The sequence below is a fragment of the Sorangiineae bacterium MSr11367 genome, assembly GCA_037157805.1.
Lineage (GTDB): Bacteria > Myxococcota_A > Polyangia > Polyangiales > Polyangiaceae > Pendulispora > Pendulispora rubella.
The window spans coordinates 12738208-12755583 of the sequence record CP089983.1 but is presented as its reverse complement, the minus strand read 5'-3'; the positions used below and the strand labels follow the sequence as shown (position 1 = coordinate 12755583).

Genomic DNA, 17376 nt, shown 5'->3' with positions numbered 1-17376 from the left:
GCCACTATCACTTTACTTGCCCTGATACCCGTAGCAGTGGCCGTAGCCATAGCCGCAACGACCAAGGCCATCTTCCGTGACGCCCGTATCTTCAGAACCGGCCAAGGAGCACCCTACCTGGACGGTGGTCAACAATCCCAGCAACGCAAGCATGACGAGTGAAAGGTGCTTTGCGGAACGCAAAGAATGAATAACCATCGACGATCTCCATGTATCCTTGGGTGAGCCACCCAAATAAGCAATCTACGTACCGCTGACCCGAGACATACCATCCTCGAGCCAGCCGGTATTGTATCTTCCAAAAATCGTAAGTCGAGAATAACCAGCACGTTTCAAGTGCCATGGTGTGCCATCTCTGATCTCCGTGTCCGGCGTCGTTCGTTCCGCGCCAGCACGCCACTTGCCCCACGAAGCGAGCGGTCGTCCACGACGAGAAAGAAAATAAAGTGATCTACGAGGATCGGGAGCCATTTGCGATCGGCGTTGGGTCATGGGTGCATTTCGTGGGGTGGGTTCGTCATGAAATCGTCTTTATTGCGAATACCGCGAACCACGCGGCCCGAATGCGCGGCAGGCACGAGGGTGCGAAGAGACGGCCATGGCCCCGATGAGTGCGCGCCGCGGCTGCGTTCCATTAAGGAAAATGCACCTCACCGTGCTCGATGACGGATTGGTCGCGTGATGTCAGTCGGACTCCGACAGCTCGGCGCGGAATGTCGGATTCAACGCCACCGGTCGCGAAGTTGCGCAGCATGCTCGAGCCACACGTTGGCCTCTGCGGCGAGCAAATGCTTCTGAGCCAGAACGAGAAGAGCACGTGCTCCTCCGGCATGGGAGGACGCGCGTCGTTCGGCAAGCGTCAGCAGCGAAATGCCAAGTTGGAGCACGTTGCCCGACTCGTAGGCCACCTCGCGGGCTTGCTCGAGCTCGCGCTCACCCGCCGCGCGGGGGAGGGTCGCGGCGAGGGCACGCCGGGCCAGAATTTCATCGAAAGGATTGGCCCGAAGCGGATCGGTCGCCCGCGCGAAGGCCTGCTCGGCGGCCTCACGGGCCGCATCGCCATGGCCCCGCATGGCATTCAATCGGGACAGATAGACCCACGCGAACGTCTCCATGCGAAAGTCACGAGCATGCGCCGCCGCGATCGCCTTGGTGAGCATCTCGTGGGCAGCGTCGTACTTCTTGCAAAGCACCAAAAGGCCACCGCGGTAGACGCTGACGTAGAGCTGAAGCCAGATATCGCCGGGCATCACATTTTCGCTGAGATGGGTGCCGCGCCGGACCATGGCACTCGCGAGTTCGACCTCGCCGCGTTCCAGGTAATACGGCGGCGTGCTGAGAACGAGATTGCGCTCGGGAAGGGATGGATTGCCCAGGCGCCGCATCCAATCGTTCATCTCCGCGTAGTGCGGCACGAACTGCCTCGCATTCCCCGTGAAGGCGCCGCGCGCGAGCCGTGCGAGAAGATGATAAATACGGAGTTCGACGAATCCGAACTCCGTAGCGATCGACATCCCGTCTTCGCTGGCGCACGGATCGAGTTCCTTGCCCATGGCCGCCAAATTGATGTTCAGGAAATACGTCCCCACGGCGAGGGCCCACGATAGTCGGGCCGGCCCGCTCCTTTTCGCGGCATGGAACGCACGGAGCGTGGCCAGATGTTCTTGCAACTCGGCCACGATGCTGGCGAAATGCCCGGTGTGGACGGTCAATGCCCCTTTGGCCAGGTAGGCCGCGGCGCGAAAGGGCGAGTCTTCGTCGCTGTCGGCATCCGCCTTTTCGAGCACCTGTCGAACGTCCGCCGGGCGCCCCATGATGGCGAATCCGAAGTTTTGCAGAATTCGATATTCGGCTCGCTTGAGAAAAGCATCGTCCGCGCTCATGTGCGCATGAACCGGGATCTCCCGGTAGACTTCGTCGGGCGCGGTTCGGGCCCTGGCTTCGACAATTTTGCGTCCGGCCTCCAGATCGACGCTATGTTCCCAATGCGAAAATAGTCTCTCGGAAAAGAGATAACAGGCTGGCGTGTCGCTGCTGTAGCCTACTTCGATGAGTTTTCCCCAAGCCGTCACCTGAAGCTCGGCCCGATCGGGGTAGTTGGGATGCTTTTCGAGCAGCGCCTCGGCTTCTTTCAGAATGCGATATCCCTCCTGCATCGCACTGTGGGCCAAAAGGTGTTTCGAGGCGAGGAGGAGCGGAGCAATGGCACGCGACGGTTCGAGGGAGCGGGCAAAATGGTAACCGGCAGCCCGCGCTCCTTCGGGCGTATCCCCCACCGTGCGCTCGATGTGTTCGGCGATGCGGCCGTGGTAGCAGCGCCGATCCAACTCGGGAATCGCGTCGTAGATCGTGCGGCGAACGGTGTCGTGCGTAAAGTGGTAATGGCCACCCGAATACTGCAAAAACTGACGCTCGACGGCCCCATCGAGCGCCGCAAACAGCTTTTCATCGTCGAGCTTCGCCGCCGCGCGCAAAAGCGTCATATCGAGCACCAAGCCGGCCGGCGCGATGCACCGCAGAAAGTCGAGGGACTCGGGCGTCAGCGTGGAAAGGCGAAGGCGAATCGCCTCGCCGATGCTGCTGGGCAAGTCGATGTGGGCGAGATCCCCGGAGGCAAACCACCGCCCAGCGAGTCGGTGCAGCGCCCCCTGTTCGACCAGAGCGCGCAAGCACTCGGTGGCGAAAAACACGTTCCCGTAGGTCGCCGAATGCAAGTTGGCGACGAAGGCTCGCGGAACCTCGAAACCGGGTAGGGCCAGGGCCACCAATTCGCGCAAATGCGAGGGCGACAAGGGGCGAAGCTTCATGATCGTCGCCGCGCCCGCAAATACCGTGTGATAGAGCGGCGAGATGTCGGGCAGCTCGTCGGAGCGAAACGTGCCGCAGACCAGCCCGTGCGTGCCGTGAAGCGCGCGGATGATGACGTTGAGGTGCTCGATGGTCGCGTCGTCCGCCCAGTGCAGATCCTCCAAGCAAATGACGAATCGGCGCACCTTGGCCAGGGCCACGAGCCACTGCGAAAGGGCCTCGAAGACGATAATCTTCTCCTCGGACGGTGCCCGCGCCGACGCCGTCGCCGTCACCTGGCGCGGCTGCGCATACTCCGGGGGCAGCAGCGTGGCCAAAGGCGTGCGGATACGCTCGATTTCCTCCGCCGGGGTAACCGGCAAAAGAGCACGCAGCGCACGCTTCAACGGGGCGAGCGGCGCAAGTCCTTCCGCGTGGCACTGCCCAAATGCGAATGGGACGTCGGAAAGCTTGGCGTGAAGCTCCAACTCGGACAGCAGTCGCGATTTGCCCACGCCGGCGGGCGCTGCGACGAACAGGGCGCGGGCATCGCCTCGTTCGGCTTCGGCGAGGACCTCTTCGAGCCGAGCGGTTTCGCGCTTCCGCCCGACGACGGTCGGCACATGGAGGTAGCTGGCACGTGCCGCGAGCGGCTCCTCGGAGGGAATGCTCTCGCTGACTTGCGAGAGAGCGGCCATCAACGCGTTGGCGGTGGGAAAGCGATCGGCGGGCTCCTTGGCCAAAAGGCGCAGAAGAATGGCCTCGAGCTCCGGATGGATCGATGGCACGAGCGACGAAGGGGCGGGCGGTGCCTCCTCGCGATGCGCGCGCAGAATCTCTTGGACGGTGGCGCCGTGGAACGGATGCTGCCCGGTCGCCGCGAAGAAGCCCAACACACCGAGCGAGTACAGATCGGCCCGTCCGTCGATGGCGCCGCCCGCGAGCCATTCGGGAGCGATGTACGCGGCCGTTCCCCAAAGACGCCCGCGCGTTGGGGTTCCGAGTTGGTGCATCAGGCCGAAGTCCATCAGCTTGATGTTCCCGTTCGAGAGCATGCGAACGTTGTCCGCCTTGATATCGCAATGCACGAAAAGGCGCGCGTGGATGAAAGCGAGGGTCTGAGCAAGGCGCATCAGGAGATTGAACGCCTCGTCGGAATCGAGCGGCCGCTCTCGAACCGCCGCGTGGACGTCGACGCCGTCGACCCTCTCCATGGTGATGTAGCGATTGCCCGAAGGGAGGATTCCGCAGTCGTAGACCTTCAGCGTGAACGGATGCTGAAGTTTCCTCATCGCGAAGAATTCGCGACGGAACATGAGCGCACTTTCTTCGATATCGTCCGGGCGGGAGCCGGGGATGACCTCGATTTCCTTGAAGGCGATGGGCCGCCCTTCGACGGCATCGTGCGCCGACCAGACACGGGCGGTGCCACCAATCCCCAAGAGCTCCTCGATGCGGTAGCGCTCCTCGACCACGTCGCCCACTTTGAGAAACATCGGCGTGGCGGCCGCACGCGCGCGTGTGGCGCTCTCCGTGGCCCCGGGTAGCGTGTCCTTGAGGTCTGTCGCGCGCTGGCTCATGGCATCTTTCCGAATCGCAGCGCGCTCGAACGATGTCCGTGCCCGATGCAAGGGGCGCCTGCCCCCCTGTATCGTACGATATCGTCGAGCGCGACGCGCGCTCGAGCTCGACGGGCGCGCGCAACGCGTGTTCCATTCGAATTTTCCCTCACGAGTGGATGGCAGCAACACTGCCGTTGCGCGCGCCAGCCGATCGGAATTCGATGCCCCCGGTCGTAACGAACGTCTCGCGACGCCCGAGCAACCGGCCTCACTAACAATTACCGCGAATACGAGTCGATTCGAGCGCCCCCCTCGTCGAGGCCCGTGCCGAACGTCAGTTCTTCACTTTGCGAAGAACGTGGTCGAGCGCTTCTCGCCGGTGCTGTAGATCAAATCCGTATCGAATCCTGCTTTTACGAGCGCGCGGAATGGGATCTTCTCGATGCTCAAGGCCTCGCGGAGCTGCTCGGAACGCAGGCCATTGGGGGCCTCGCTCAAAAGGTCCAACATGGCGTCGAATTTCGTATCGGCGTCATCGGCCACTGCGCTACGCACCGCACGTTTGGGCGCGCGTCGCGGCGGCGCCGGGCGGGTCCGTGGAGCCCCCCGACGCGACGGGGCGGCACCCTTCCCTTGTTCCAGGTGCTCGATCGAAGCCCTGCGCAGAGCCTCGAGCACGTGCTCGGTAAGGTCTTCGACGAGGTCATGAATAGCAGCTCGCAGGCCGGCGGTAGGCATCAGCGCTTGCAGTACTGCATTCGCGAGCGAGCGTCTACGAGCAAGTCGTGGCGCCGATGCTGCCCAAGGCGATAGGGCTCGTCAAGCCCGACGAGCTTTCTCGGGCAAATGGCTGCGCGCAGCCTGTCCGGCTTTCGTACGCGGCGGTCAGTCGATGGTGGAACGTCGTGCTCCGCGAACACCCGCCGTTCGCCCGGATCGCATGGCGGGAGCCGTCCTGCCGCGCCTTCTTCCGCCAATGCCGCGTCTGCGAGCCCCTTGTCCTACCCCACCCTCGCTCGAACATGAAGCACCAAGCTACGTTTGGAATGAACCAACGAACGGTTTCTTGGAAATCGATTTATCGAGTTTCTCGCGTTCGCAGTTCGAAATAGTCGATGGCTGGAGCTGGGCCGACGTACTCCCACTTTCCAATTGTTCGGACGGCAGCTCTACGCAAAATCGGATATCGATTCGGATGTTCGAGCGACTCCATATTCGTTCTTGCTATCCACGCTCGTCGTAGTTCGATATAAGCCTCCCAACTCGATATCCAACCGGGAGAAATACTCCGATGAACTACACGACCGCCAAGGGACGCGTCTTCGCCATGCTCGATGCGGATGGCGATGGGATCATTTCGAAGCAAGAATACCTCGCGCGGACCGATCACGTGACCCACGCTACGGGACGCCAAAAGGATGATCCGCTCGCCGTCGTCGCACGCGCAGCGGCCGAGCGGGTTTGGGACTCGATGGATGCAAACCGTGACGGCGGGGTGACCTTCGACGAATACGATGCATGGGCAGGCGGCCCTGCATTCGACAGCGTGTGCAGAGACGCGCTGGGAGCCCTGTTCGACCTCGCCGATACCGACCGCGACGGCAAATTGAATCGCGCGGAGTTCACCATGTTGCGAGAAACGCTTCGCAACCCGGTCAGCTACGCGGACGCCGCCTTCGATGCATTGGACGCCGACCGCGATGGCCGCATTGGCCGTGATGAATACCTCGCATCGATTCGCGCGCACGTCACCGGGGAGAGATCTCGCATGGGCGACGTTTTGTACGGCGCGGCGGCCGGCGCCTGACGCGAGGGGGTGCAGGGCGAGCCGTATGGGCTCGCCCCCCTCGTGTTCGGCGGGTGGCTACGCCAGCTGCCGCTTGCTGTACAGCGAACGGATCGTGGGGATTAGGTACTGATCGAACGACCGCTGGAAGTCGTATTTGGGGCTGAATCCCCAATCGTTGCGGGCGAGGGAATCGTCGACGTCCTCAGGCCACGAATCGACGATCTTGGAGCGGACCGGATCGAGCTCGTACGAAAGATCGGCATTGGGGAAGTGCTTGCGGACCGCGCCTGCAATCTCTTCGGCGGAGGCGCTGAAGCCGGAAACATTGTACACGGCTTGCGAGAGGTTCTCGCGATCGGCTTCCAGCAATTGAATGAGCGCGTCCGTGGCATCGGGCATCGTCATGAAGGGGATCCGGGCCTCCGGTCCGACGAAGCACTTGTACGGCTGACCCTGCGCGGCGGCGTGGATCATCTCGGGGCCGAAATCGCTCGTACCGCCGGTGGGGATGGTCTCGGCCGAGATCAAGCCCGGGAAACGGATGGCGCGGAAGTCCATACGGGTTGCCGAGGCCAGCGCGCCCAATTGCCGTGAGTAATTCGTGAAGTACCGGCCCAGATGCTCGCAATACAGCTTGTTGCAGCCGTACATCGTAATGGGCAAGTTCCAGTGTTCCTCGGAGATGCGGCCCACGGTCTTCTTCGTACCGAGATCCGGAATGCCGTATACGGCGATGGAGCTGGGGAAAAGAAAGCGGACCGATTCCCCCAATCGGCTCGATTGGTTTTGGCTCATACGAAGAAGGTTGAGGGTACCCTCGACGTTGACCTGATGAGCAAGCTCCGGATCGCGCTCGCCGCGGGTGGAGAGCAGCGCCGCGAGGTGGAACACCACCTTGATTTCGTGGTGGGCGGCAATTTGATCGAGCAAGTACCTATCCATGATGTTGCCGGAGTAGGCTTCGTGGGTGAGCTCGCGGTACGTTTCCGGGAGCGGCGACAGGTCCAGGGACACGACCTTGTAGCGATCTTGTTGGCTCAATCGCCGCAACAGGGACCGTCCGATTTCACCGTTGACACCAGTAATCAGCACGACAGACTTGCTCATGGCGCGGGAGCTTGGCGAAAAGGCACGCCCGTGTCCAGATGAAGCTGCGCGCGGATCTGACGCACGCCGTCGTCCCCGCGGAGACGGGCACGGCCGTAGGGCCGGCGGGTGACAGGTCCGCGTCAATTCATCGCGCGAAGCCGGGACCGAAGCACCTTGCCCGTGGGGTTGCGGGGCAGTTCGTCGAGGAGGACGATGTCACGCGGCACTTCGTAACGTGCGACGCGGCCGCGCACGTACTCTTTGAGCTCCTCGACGGAGGTCTTGCGGCTGCGCAGCACGACGAATGCGCGAAGCCTCTGGCCAAACTCCGCGTCCGGAACCCCGATGACGGCCGCTTCGAGAACGTCGTCGTGTGCGCCGAGAACGTTTTCGACCCCTTGGGGAAATACGTTTTCGCCGCCGGAGAGGATCATGTCGTCCGCCCGGCCATCGATGAACAAGCGACCCCGTTCGTCGAAGTGCCCCACATCGCCCGTGCTCATGAGGCCCGCCCGCACATCCTTGCTGCCGCCACCGGAATATCCGTCGAACACCATGTCGCCCCCGACAAAGATCCGGCCCGTTCGACCGACTGCCACGGGCGTGCCTCGGTCATCGACGATTCGTATCGGAGTCGCGAGCACCGGGCGGCCGACGGTACCGGGTGCGGCACGCAAATCCGCGGGCGTGGCCAGCGCGGCGATACCGACCTCGGAGGAGCCATATCCGTTGTAAAGAACGTCGCCCACGGCATCCATGAACGCGGTGGCAAGCGATGGAGTGAGCGGCGCACCGCCCGAGAGAACGGCGCGAAGGGCCGTACCGCGCCCGAGGACCGACGCGGCGAGAAGGCGCTGAAGCATCACGGGTACGACGCCAAGGCTCGTCACACGATGGCGCGCGATCGCCGCAGCGACATCTTCGGCCACGAATCGACGCCGCAGAACCAGCGTGGACCCGAGCATCAGCCCCATGATCATCATCACGGTCCCGAAGCCGTGAAACAGCGGGACCGCGATGAACGTGGGCTCACGGGTGCGAAGACCAAGGCGCGCGAGCGCGGTGACACCTGCGCCCGCAATGGCTCCCAACGAGGGTCTGCGTGGCACGCCCTTGGGCGCACCCGTGGTGCCCGACGTGAGCAGGACCAGGGCCCCCGCTTGGCTTGCCCGCGCCATGCATCGTCCTCCGCGGCCGATGAGATCGTCGAGACTCGTTCCGGCGCCGCCTTCGTGCCAGGCGAGCACGCGGGGACCGCGGTAGCCGGCAGCCGCGATCGACGGGCCAAATTCGTCATCGTGCACGAGCGCACCGAGCGTGTGGCGCTCCAAGGCACCGGCGAGCTGTGTCCCGGGGATCTCCGTATTCAGAAGAACGACGTCGGCGCCGAGCCGCGCGCCTGCGAGCATCGACTCGATGAAGCCGCGGTGATTGCGGCACATGACCGCGAGCGCCCGCCCGGGACCGACGCCGAAGTCGCGCGCGAGCGACGAAGCCAGCGCCTCGACGCGGCGTTCGAGCTCGGCATAGGTCAAGGCGCCGCGCTCGTCGAGGATGGCCAGTTGGCCCGGCCATCGCGCGGCGGACACCGCGGCGAGCATCGCGGGCGACGTCCCGCAACGGCGCACAGCAAGGCCCATTTTGATGGCGCGCCATGGAGCCACCGGCCCAAGAACGCGGGATTGCACGAGCGCGAGGCTTCCAACGGCGCAGAGGCGCGCGGCATCGAGGGCATGCATCACGTTCCTCCTCGGGCCCGCGGGTGATCGGCGGGTGGCGCCTGGATGCCCAGCGCGCTTTCCGAATCGTGGGAGCGCCGATGCAGAAAGGCCAAACCTTGGGAAAGCGGACCGCGGGCGATCAAGCTTCCGAATTCGGCGGGCCATACCCACCAGGGGGTGATCTCACGGGGCCTGCGCACGAGGGCACGGGCAACCACGTCGGCCGCCTCGTCGGGATGAAGACCGGGAAGCACGCGCATGATGGGCGTGGGCGCACTCATGCGCGTGTAGATCAGCCCCATGTAAATGGTGCTGACCGCGATACCGTCGGCCTGAATCTCCGGGGTTACGCTGCGCAACCAGATATCGAATGCGCCTTTCGAAGATTGATAAACACCCCACCGCGGACCGGGAACGATGCGCACTCCGACCGTGGAAACATTGATGATGTGCCCATTTCCGCGGGCACGCATATGCGGAAGAAGCCCGAGCAGCAGACGCACGGGACCGAGGTAGTTCACCCCGAGCGACCGCGTGAAATCATGGAAACGATCGTACTGAAGGTGCAGCGATCGCCGGATGGACTTGCCCGCGTTGTTGATCACCGTGTCGACGCGGCCATGGTCGGCCAATATTCGGCGAACGAGTTCGTCCACGGCCGTTTCGTCGCCCAGGTTGGCCGCGTAGGCCTGGGCCTTGCCGCCGTGCGATGCGATTTCCGAGGCCAGTGCTTCGAGCCGATCTGTGGTGCGCGCCACGAGGAGGACCGTGGCCCCCGCAGCCCCGAGCTTGCGCGCGGTGGCCTCGCCCAGGCCGTACGAGGCGCCCGTCACAAGGACGATTTTGGCGTGGGCCGCAGCACGCAACGCGCCGTCGTCGTCGAGCCCGGAAGGATGGACGAGTCGTTTGATCAACCCCGCAGCGTTCATTTTGAACAACGTTCATATTAGAACGCGTCGCGGGTCTGTCAACCGCGGCGCACGGATTCGAGTCCGGCCACGAGGACCCGGGCTGCGAATTCCGTGAGCTCCCGGCGTGTTCCCGCGTGGAGCCGTTGGCGAACGCCCGATACGTGATCGGCCAGCCCCACCATCGTGGCCCACACGAGCCGCACGGCGAGTAGCCGCTGCGCTTCGGAAAAATCGGCAATGCTCGGATCCAGCCGAGCTACGGCCGTCCATGCCGTGGCGAACACTTGCCTCGCCGCGCTGACCAGCCGCCCCACGACCGCGGGCGCGATTTCCGCCTCGAGTTCTTCACCGGCCACCAGGGATACGATGTTGAGTTCACGGCCGAAAACGGCATAAACCTCGAAGTACCGTTCGGCCACGATCACCAGCACCTCTTGGGGCGTCTTGGCCCCCGCACACGACAGGGCCATCTCCGCGACGAGGTGCTCCAACCTGTCGGCGTAGAGCACGGCGAAGAGCTCTTCCTTCGACGTGAAGTAGGTGTACAAAGTTCCGAGGCTCACACGCGCCCCCTCCGCAACCGTGCGCATGTTCAGGTTTGCGTACCCCTCTTTCGCGAGGGCCTCCGCCCCCGCTCGGCAGATGTCGCGGAGCCGGGCCTCGCGATCGCCCCATTTCGTTTTCGGTCGTCGGCTGGCCATGTTTCCTTTCGAAAATGAACAACGTTCATATTATCTCACCTGCGTGCCTCTGCGTAAACGAATCCCCCGTTGCCGACACGGCATTTGACTCGTCGCGTTATCAAAATAGCGATCGGTTCCCCGATCGGTAGCCGTTTCGTACAAGCCATGGTGTTCGACGATAACCTATCGTTGAACATGCGTCGGGGTGTTGCCCCGCGCTCCACATCCGCCCACACCATGGGGAGGTCGCATGAGGCCAGCGTCGTTTTCGCTCATTGGAATTGCTATCAGCGCAGCCGTGTCGGCGGCGTGCGGTGTGACCGCCGATGCATCGCACGAGAACACGGGCGCGGTGGGCCAAACCGCGGCCACCGAATCGAGCGCGCCCGCGGGAATCGTTCCCCCGAGCCAGGACCCCTTCTACGAAGTCCCGTCCGACGTGGCGAACTACGCGCCCGGCGCCGTCCTACGGTCCCGCGAGATCGTAGCCAAATGGGCCATCGGTGATATTCCGGCCGTGCACGCATGGCAGGTGGCGTACCGCACCAACGACGGCATCGATGCCCCCACCGCCACGGTGGCGACCATCGTCGTTCCGGACGCCCCTTGGCGCGGTGAGGGCACGCGCCCGCTCGTGTCGTATCAGAGCGCGGAGGACTCGGTGGGCATCGACTGTGCACCATCCTATTCATGGCGAAATGGGATCTTCGCGGGGCTGGGCGAACCGCTGGCGGATCCCTTCGCGGTTGCGCCTGCCCTGCTTGCAGGATGGGCGGTCGTGGTGCCCGATTACGAAGGTCCCCAAGGGATGTTCGGCGTGGGGCGAATGGCCGGTCACGGTGTGCTGGACGGGCTCCGCGCGGCGCTAAGCTTCGCGCCCGCCGGGCTGGACAAGCAGACCAAGGTAGCCACCCTCGGGTACTCGGGTGGCGGCCTTGCAACGGGATGGGCCGCGGAGCTGCAAGGTAGCTATGCCCCCGAATTGAATTACGTCGGCTCGGCAACCGGCGGCACCCCCGCCAAGCTTCTCGACGTCGTCAAATGGCTTTCGGGCACGGGACGCTATGCGGCCGGCCTCGCGGCCGGTGGAATCATCGGCATCCTGAAACAGTACCCCGAGCTGAAAAGGTTCCTCAACGACAAGGGCCGCGCGATGTATCAGAAGTACGAAAACGCCTGCGCCCTCGAGTTGGTCGCGGGGCTGCCGTTCGCCGATATCAACCAACTCACCACGTCGCCGGATCTGTTCAGCGAGCCCGACGTCGTCGCGGCGACCGAACAGCAGAGCATGGGCGGACAAGCGCCAAAAGCCCCCATGGCGAACTACCACGGAATCATCGATGAAGTGGTCCCGTTCGCGCAGAACAAGAGGACCGTGCAGGAGTGGTGCGCGGGCGGAGCGGCCATCAAAGTCGATTGGCCCCTGCTCGCCGAACACGGTTTGGGCATCGTCCCCTGGTACTTGGATGGCTACAAGTTCCTGAATGAGCGCTTCGCGGGCAAGACAGCGCGCAACGACTGCTGGTGGGCCGGCGCGCGGTAACGATACAAAGGAAGAAGAATCGCCACTACCTCGGCGTCTCCGATGACGGGCGCTTGTAAACATGGCCGGAGCGCATCACGAAGGTGACGCGCTCGGTCTGCGTGATGTCTTTCAGCGGATTGCCCGGCACGGCCACGACATCCGCGAGTTTGCCTTTTTCGAGCGTTCCCGTTTGTGCGGAAATGCCCAACAAGGCGGCGTTCGTCGAGGTGCCCGCGCGTAGAGCGGCCGCGGGCGACATCCCGGCGTTCGTCATCAGGGCGAACTCGCGAGCGTTGTCACCGTGCCGATAGACGCCGGCGTCGGTGCCGAAGCCTATCGTCACCCCCGAGCGCAAGGCATTCTTGAACATCTGCGCGTGCGCGGCGATCGCGGCGCGCGCCTTTTCCTGGATGGGAGGAGGCATCTTGTCGATCCTCTTCGAGATGTAGTCGCCCGCCATGAACGTCGGGACCAACACCGTGCCATTGGACTTCATCATGGCCAGCGTGTCCGGCTTCAAGAACGAGCCGTGCTCCACCGAATCCACCCCGGCGGTGATGGCGGCCTTGGCCGCCGTGTCGCCATGGCAATGCGTCGCCACCCTCTTTCCGAGCCGGTGCGCTTCGTCGACGATGGCCTTCAACTCGTCGGGCGTGAGCTGCGGCGCATCCACGGCATCGGCGAGCGAAAGAACGCCGCCCGACGACATCACCTTGATGACATCGGCCCCATACTTCACTTGCTCGCGCACCGCCCTGCGGCATGCGTCCGCCCCATTGCAGATGCCGTCGGTGGGGCCGGGCTCCTTGATGATGTCGGGTGGAAACGGATCTTCGTCGGCATGACCCCCGGTGGCTCCGAGCGCATGAACGGCCACGAGCATCCGCGGGCCTTCGATCGTGCCCGCCTTGATGGCATTGCGGAGTCCTACATCGATGTAATAAAACGAGCCAACGTCGCGCACGGTGGTAAAGCCCGCGTCGAGCGTCTTCTTGGCAAATGGCACCGCGAGAAGAGCATTCTCGGCGCTGGATCGGAGAAGGCGCTCCTGTTGAAAGCGGTAGTAATCGTCGCCCAATTCGACGGCAAGGTGCGTATGCGCATCGATGAATCCCGGCAAGAGCGTGCTGTCGCCCAGATCGATCACCTCCGCATCGGCGGGCGCCGTGATCGATTTCCCGACCTGGGCGATGAGCCCGTTTTCCACCAAGACCGAGACTCGCCCGCCTTGCGCATCGAGAACGTCGTTCCCTTTTCCATCGAAGAGACGCGCCGCGCGCAAGACCACCGGCTTCTGTTTCGGCATGCTCGATGGATCGATGGGCGGCGCCGGCGGCACCGAATGGGTATTCGGCGCCGCCTTGACCCCTTCGGCCGACGTGGCGTGCGCGACCGGCGCAGCGGACGCGTGCGACGCACAGCCGATCATCCCCGCCGACATCGCGAGCGGTACGAACCATGAACCTGCCCACGATCGTTCGATATTGGCCATGAATGGTAATGGTGGGGACAAGGCGGCTCTTTCGACAAGAGGCCGTGCGGTCGGCTGGCTGCGTTAGCGCAAAGACCGGAACGCCGCGCGGATCTCTTCGGCGAAAAGCTGCGGTTGTTCCCATGCCGCGAAGTGACCGCCCTTGTCGACTTCGTTCCAATAAATGAGATTGTGATAATTGCGCTCGCCCCAACTCTTTGGAGCGCGGTAAATCTCGCCCGGAAACACGGTCACCGCCACGGGAATCGAGATATCGACGGCATTGAACACGTTGCCGTTGTTCTCCCAGTACAGGCGCGACGACGAGGTCCCCGTGTTCGTGAGCCAGTAAAGCGAAATATCGTCGAGCATCTCGTCCAGCGTGAGCGCGCGCTCCGGTTCACCGCCGCTGTCCGTCCACGCGGCGAACTTGTCGTAGGCCCAAGCCGCCAGACCTGCGGGCGAATCCGACAGTGAATATCCGATGGTTTGCGGGCGGGTCACCATCATCGCCGAATAGCCGGTCCCCCGCTTGTAGAAGGTATCCAACGTGGTGAACGCGAGCTTCTCCTTCTCGGAAAGGCCGGGCGGCGCCGGATCCCCGTCGTTGAGGGCCTTGGCAACGTCCTTCGGTACGGTTGCGGGCATATTGACGTGAATGCCGAGCAGCCCTGGCGTGGGGTTGCGCGCCCACGCGTGCGAAACGATGGCCCCCCAATCGCCGCCTTGCGACACGTAATGCTTGTACCCCAGACGATCCATCAGCTCCGCCCAAGCCCGCGCAATGCGGTCGGGCCCCCAGCCGACGCCCGTCGGCTTTCCCGAAAAGCCGTAACCGGGGAGCGACGGCAACACGAGGTCGAAGGCATCTTCGGCCCGCCCGCCGTAGGCCGTGGGATCGGTGAGCGGCCCGATGACCTTGGTCATTTCGAAGAGAGATCCGGGCCAGCCGTGGGTCATGATCAACGGCATCGCATTCGGGTGACGCGAGCGGACGTAGATGAATTGGATATCGAGCCCATCGATCTTCGTCACGAACTGCGGCCACGCATTCAGCTTCGCCTCCGCTTTTCGCCAATCGTAGTTCGCTCCCCAATAGCGGACGAGCCGCTGGATCTTCTCCAGCCGCACGCCCTGGGATTGATCCGGCACCGTCTCCCGATCGGGCCAGCGTGTCGCCAAGACGCGCCGGCGCATGTCGATGATTTCACTTTCTGGAATGTGAACGCGAAACGGACGAATCGACGATCCGTGCGCCGACGTATCGCTGACCAACGTGGCAGCATTGACGTGGGCTTCGCCCGAATTGGCCTCACCGTCGGACTTGGCCGCCGCGTCGTTTCCGCAGGCGGTACCGGCTAGAAAAAGCGTAAGCAGGATGGCGGTGTACGGCACCTTTTCGAATGGGATCATAGCGGCTCCTTGGTAAAGACGACGCCCACACAACGGAATCGACGCAATCGCATGCGACACAAAAGCGTTCGAAACGATGTTGGTGACCGGGTCGTGTTCTTCAAGGGAGCGACCGCGTGGGTAAAACACGATTAACGGGCGCGATCGGGATTTACGGAGATTTTACCGGGCCCTCGACGGATCGCTCTTGACGGCGAAATTTCGTCCGCGCTCCCCGCGTGTCCAGGCTATGGCATGAAGGATGGACGCCAACGCGATGCGCGATTTGATCGAGGAGCTGATTCCCTTCAATCGCTTTCTGGGGATGCGCTGCGCCGAGATTCGACCCTCGTTTGCGCGGCTGGAGTTGCCGTTCCGCGAGGACTTCATCGGAGACCCGCTCCGTCGCGCGCTCCACGGTGGCCTTTTGAGCACGCTGGCCGACACCACCGGCGGCATGGCCGTTTGGTCCGAGTTGCGCGACGCGCGAAGCCGTCTCTCCACCATCGACTTGCGCGTCGACTACCTTCGCCCGGGGAAGCCAGAGCTCGTCGCCTGCGAGGCCACGGTGGTGCGCCAGGGCAACCGCGTGGGGGTGACCGACATGCGATTGTTCCATCCCTCCTCGCCCGAGGAGACGATTGCCACGGGCAAGGGCGTGTACAACATCACCATCGTAAAATCTTGATGTGCGCGTGCGCCCGTCGTGCCCCTTTGTCACGCGGCCATGCGGGCCAGCGAGGTCACCACGGCGACCAATTCGGCGCGATCGATCGGCTTTGGAACGTGCTTGGTGAAGCCTGCACGCAGGGCGTTCTCCCGGTCTTGCACATCCGCGCACGCGGTGAGCGCGGCCGCCGGTATGGCGCCACCTTGCTCTTTCGGAAGGGCTCGAACGCGGCGGATCAAATCGTACCCATCTTCACCCGGCATGCAGATATCGGATAGGAGCACGTCCGGCGCTTCCCGTTCGAACACCGCCATCGCATCCGCAACGCTGCCCGCCGTGGTGATGCGGGAACCTCCGCGTTCGAGCACCTTTTGCAAAAGGCACCGATTGTCGACATCGTCATCCACGACGAGAATGTGAAGCCCGCGCAGAGGCGGCGGCGGTATCGCGCCCTTCTCCGCACCGGGAGCATGTCTTTGGAGGGGTTGTTTTCGAGGCATATGGGATCCTCTTCGTAGCAGGGGTGGTGCATGTTCCCCTTCCTTGGATCCCTTGCAGGTCCGGCGCCAAACGAGGCCTTTCGAGCTCGCCTCGAAAGCCGTGCATGACGCGCCCCGATGCGCACCGCGCCATGGGTCAAAATGGGGCCTTTCGAGGCGCCGGCGCACGGCTAAAGCGCCGAATGGCCTTTTGGCTCACTTCGCAATGGGGGCCCAAGGATCGCTGCGCCAGCCGGCGGATCCGAACCAGAGTCGGGCACCGAAGGTCACGACAGCGGGCAAAGTCCCGTCGCGCTGGGAGTGGGCATCGACGAAGTATTCGTATCGACGCAGCGCACTGACCGAGGCATAGAGGTCGAGGTGCGTCGAGTCCGAGAAGTTCAGCGTTGCCTTGGGCCCCACGTTGACGGTGATATACGAGAGTTGCATGTCTTGTTGGCCGTACTTGCGGCCGCTCAAATGGAAGAAGTTGACGTCCATCGCTTCGCGGATGCCCAACGTCAACCAGGGCGTCGCGCGAAACTCCACGTTCAGCGAGGCGGGAACCGCGCCGCGGATGCGAAAGCGGTCGCTCAGCTCCCAATTGAGCGCGATGGCGGGCCCTGGAAAGACCCTCCGAATCTGGTGAAAGTAGGAGACGCCGAGACCCAGCGAGAAGGAGTCGCTGAATTTGTACATGCCCATGACCGAGGCCGTCAGCGACAGGTCGTCGATGGAGGCACGCTCCTCGAAGTCCGACGCAAGCCCCGCGCTGACCATGCCTCCAACCATGATGCGGTTGCTGAGCATCTGCATGAGGCCGACGCTCACCGACGCGGCGTGCAGCCTCCCGGTGGGCAACTTCTCGCTCGTACTCTCCGGAATGTCGAGCATGTCGTACGCGACGCCGGGTATGAACATCGTCTTCGGTCCGAGCGGGATGGGCGTTCCGGCGCGGAAGCGCAACGTCTGTATCCCAAGCGAATCTTTCGTGTCGCGCGACTCGGGCTTCTTCACCCCGAACGCGGACCCCTCGTAGCTCACGGAAAACATCGAATCAGCCGCTTGGGCCCGCGCGCTCTTCGTTCCACAGATCACGGCGAGCACCGCCAGGACGGCAAAAGAAGTCTTTAGCATTGGCGATTATTTCGATATGCAATACGCAATATCTCGACACGTGATCGGGACATGCGCGATGGGACCAGCACGAAGGGTGCTGACGAAACGGCTCGAAACGGCCTTTTCGGAGAGTGAAGTGCCCGGGTGCGGGGCTTTCGTTCAACGCCCCTTGCCGAAG

The 17376-nt window shown here is 63.4% G+C and carries 13 protein-coding genes; 3 read left to right on the top strand and 10 right to left on the bottom strand.

All coding sequences use genetic code 11. The features are described 5' to 3' along the window. Positions 1-722 precede the first annotated feature (722 nt). Together LVJ94_49710 and LVJ94_49705 are read right to left on the bottom strand one after the other, a co-directional pair. Positions 723-4367: a protein kinase gene (locus LVJ94_49710; protein WXB04958.1), complete on the bottom strand. Its 3645-nt coding sequence runs from the start codon at positions 4365-4367 to the stop codon at positions 723-725. Between the two features lie 324 nt (positions 4368-4691). After that, positions 4692-4904 carry a hypothetical protein gene (locus LVJ94_49705; protein ID WXB04957.1) on the bottom strand — a complete coding sequence of 71 codons (213 nt, stop codon included), beginning with the start codon at positions 4902-4904 and terminating at the stop codon, positions 4692-4694. 736 nt (positions 4905-5640) lie between these two features. On the opposite strand from LVJ94_49705, the gene LVJ94_49700 reads away from it, so the two are divergent. Further along, positions 5641-6156, top strand: a complete 516-nt coding sequence (locus LVJ94_49700; protein ID WXB04956.1) for an EF-hand domain-containing protein — start codon at positions 5641-5643, stop codon at positions 6154-6156. Between the two features lie 57 nt (positions 6157-6213). Here LVJ94_49700 and LVJ94_49695 read toward each other — a convergent pair whose 3' ends face one another. The 4 genes from LVJ94_49695 to LVJ94_49680 form a co-directional block, all read right to left on the bottom strand. Next, positions 6214-7245: an NAD-dependent epimerase/dehydratase family protein gene (locus LVJ94_49695; protein ID WXB04955.1), complete on the bottom strand. Its 1032-nt coding sequence runs from the start codon at positions 7243-7245 to the stop codon at positions 6214-6216. A 122-nt stretch (positions 7246-7367) separates the two neighbouring features. After that, positions 7368-8966, bottom strand: a complete 1599-nt coding sequence (locus LVJ94_49690; protein ID WXB04954.1) for an AMP-binding protein — start codon at positions 8964-8966, stop codon at positions 7368-7370. After that, a complete protein-coding gene (locus tag LVJ94_49685; protein WXB04953.1) occupies positions 8966-9877 on the bottom strand; it encodes an SDR family NAD(P)-dependent oxidoreductase in 912 nt (303 codons plus the stop codon). Before LVJ94_49685 ends, LVJ94_49690 begins: the two co-directional genes overlap by 1 nt. 38 nt (positions 9878-9915) lie before the next feature. Further along, positions 9916-10560, bottom strand: a complete 645-nt coding sequence (locus tag LVJ94_49680) for a TetR/AcrR family transcriptional regulator (GenBank protein ID WXB04952.1) — start codon at positions 10558-10560, stop codon at positions 9916-9918. 232 nt (positions 10561-10792) lie between these two features. Between LVJ94_49680 and LVJ94_49675 the strand changes: the two genes are divergently transcribed. Beyond that, a complete protein-coding gene (locus LVJ94_49675) occupies positions 10793-12085 on the top strand; it encodes a lipase family protein (protein ID WXB04951.1) in 1293 nt (430 codons plus the stop codon). Between the two features lie 25 nt (positions 12086-12110). Here LVJ94_49675 and LVJ94_49670 read toward each other — a convergent pair whose 3' ends face one another. Beyond that, positions 12111-13559: an amidohydrolase family protein gene (locus tag LVJ94_49670; protein WXB04950.1), complete on the bottom strand. Its 1449-nt coding sequence runs from the start codon at positions 13557-13559 to the stop codon at positions 12111-12113. A gap of 63 nt (positions 13560-13622) precedes the next feature. Then, complete coding sequence (locus LVJ94_49665) at positions 13623-14951, bottom strand: epoxide hydrolase 1 (GenBank protein ID WXB04949.1); 1329 nt, start codon at positions 14949-14951, stop codon at positions 13623-13625. Positions 14952-15192: 241 nt separating this feature from the next. On the opposite strand from LVJ94_49665, the gene LVJ94_49660 reads away from it, so the two are divergent. Further along, on the top strand, positions 15193-15618 hold the full coding sequence (locus LVJ94_49660) for a hotdog fold thioesterase (protein ID WXB04948.1): 426 nt from the start codon (positions 15193-15195) through the stop codon (positions 15616-15618). A gap of 29 nt (positions 15619-15647) precedes the next feature. Here the strand turns inward: LVJ94_49660 and LVJ94_49655 are convergent, their stop codons facing one another. Together LVJ94_49655 and LVJ94_49650 are read right to left on the bottom strand one after the other, a co-directional pair. Next, complete coding sequence (locus tag LVJ94_49655; protein ID WXB04947.1) at positions 15648-16100, bottom strand: response regulator; 453 nt, start codon at positions 16098-16100, stop codon at positions 15648-15650. A gap of 195 nt (positions 16101-16295) precedes the next feature. Continuing rightward, on the bottom strand, positions 16296-17216 hold the full coding sequence (locus LVJ94_49650; GenBank protein ID WXB04946.1) for a DUF6268 family outer membrane beta-barrel protein: 921 nt from the start codon (positions 17214-17216) through the stop codon (positions 16296-16298). Positions 17217-17376 lie beyond the last annotated feature (160 nt).

What these genes read in the sequence shown, in the direction of transcription:
- LVJ94_49700 (WXB04956.1), top strand. Translation starts at nt 5,641, where the DNA reads ATGAACTACACGACCGCCAAGGGACGCGTCTTCGCCATGCTCGATGCG.
- LVJ94_49680 (WXB04952.1), bottom strand. Translation starts at nt 10,560, where the DNA reads ATGGCCAGCCGACGACCGAAAACGAAATGGGGCGATCGCGAGGCCCGG.
- LVJ94_49665 (WXB04949.1), bottom strand. Translation starts at nt 14,951, where the DNA reads ATGATCCCATTCGAAAAGGTGCCGTACACCGCCATCCTGCTTACGCTT.
- LVJ94_49690 (WXB04954.1), bottom strand. Translation starts at nt 8,966, where the DNA reads ATGCATGCCCTCGATGCCGCGCGCCTCTGCGCCGTTGGAAGCCTCGCG.
- LVJ94_49670 (WXB04950.1), bottom strand. Translation starts at nt 13,559, where the DNA reads ATGGCCAATATCGAACGATCGTGGGCAGGTTCATGGTTCGTACCGCTC.
- LVJ94_49650 (WXB04946.1), bottom strand. Translation starts at nt 17,216, where the DNA reads ATGCTAAAGACTTCTTTTGCCGTCCTGGCGGTGCTCGCCGTGATCTGT.
- LVJ94_49660 (WXB04948.1), top strand. Translation starts at nt 15,193, where the DNA reads ATGGACGCCAACGCGATGCGCGATTTGATCGAGGAGCTGATTCCCTTC.
- LVJ94_49655 (WXB04947.1), bottom strand. Translation starts at nt 16,100, where the DNA reads ATGCCTCGAAAACAACCCCTCCAAAGACATGCTCCCGGTGCGGAGAAG.
- LVJ94_49675 (WXB04951.1), top strand. Translation starts at nt 10,793, where the DNA reads ATGAGGCCAGCGTCGTTTTCGCTCATTGGAATTGCTATCAGCGCAGCC.
- LVJ94_49685 (WXB04953.1), bottom strand. Translation starts at nt 9,877, where the DNA reads ATGAACGCTGCGGGGTTGATCAAACGACTCGTCCATCCTTCCGGGCTC.
- LVJ94_49695 (WXB04955.1), bottom strand. Translation starts at nt 7,245, where the DNA reads ATGAGCAAGTCTGTCGTGCTGATTACTGGTGTCAACGGTGAAATCGGA.
- LVJ94_49710 (WXB04958.1), bottom strand. Translation starts at nt 4,367, where the DNA reads ATGAGCCAGCGCGCGACAGACCTCAAGGACACGCTACCCGGGGCCACG.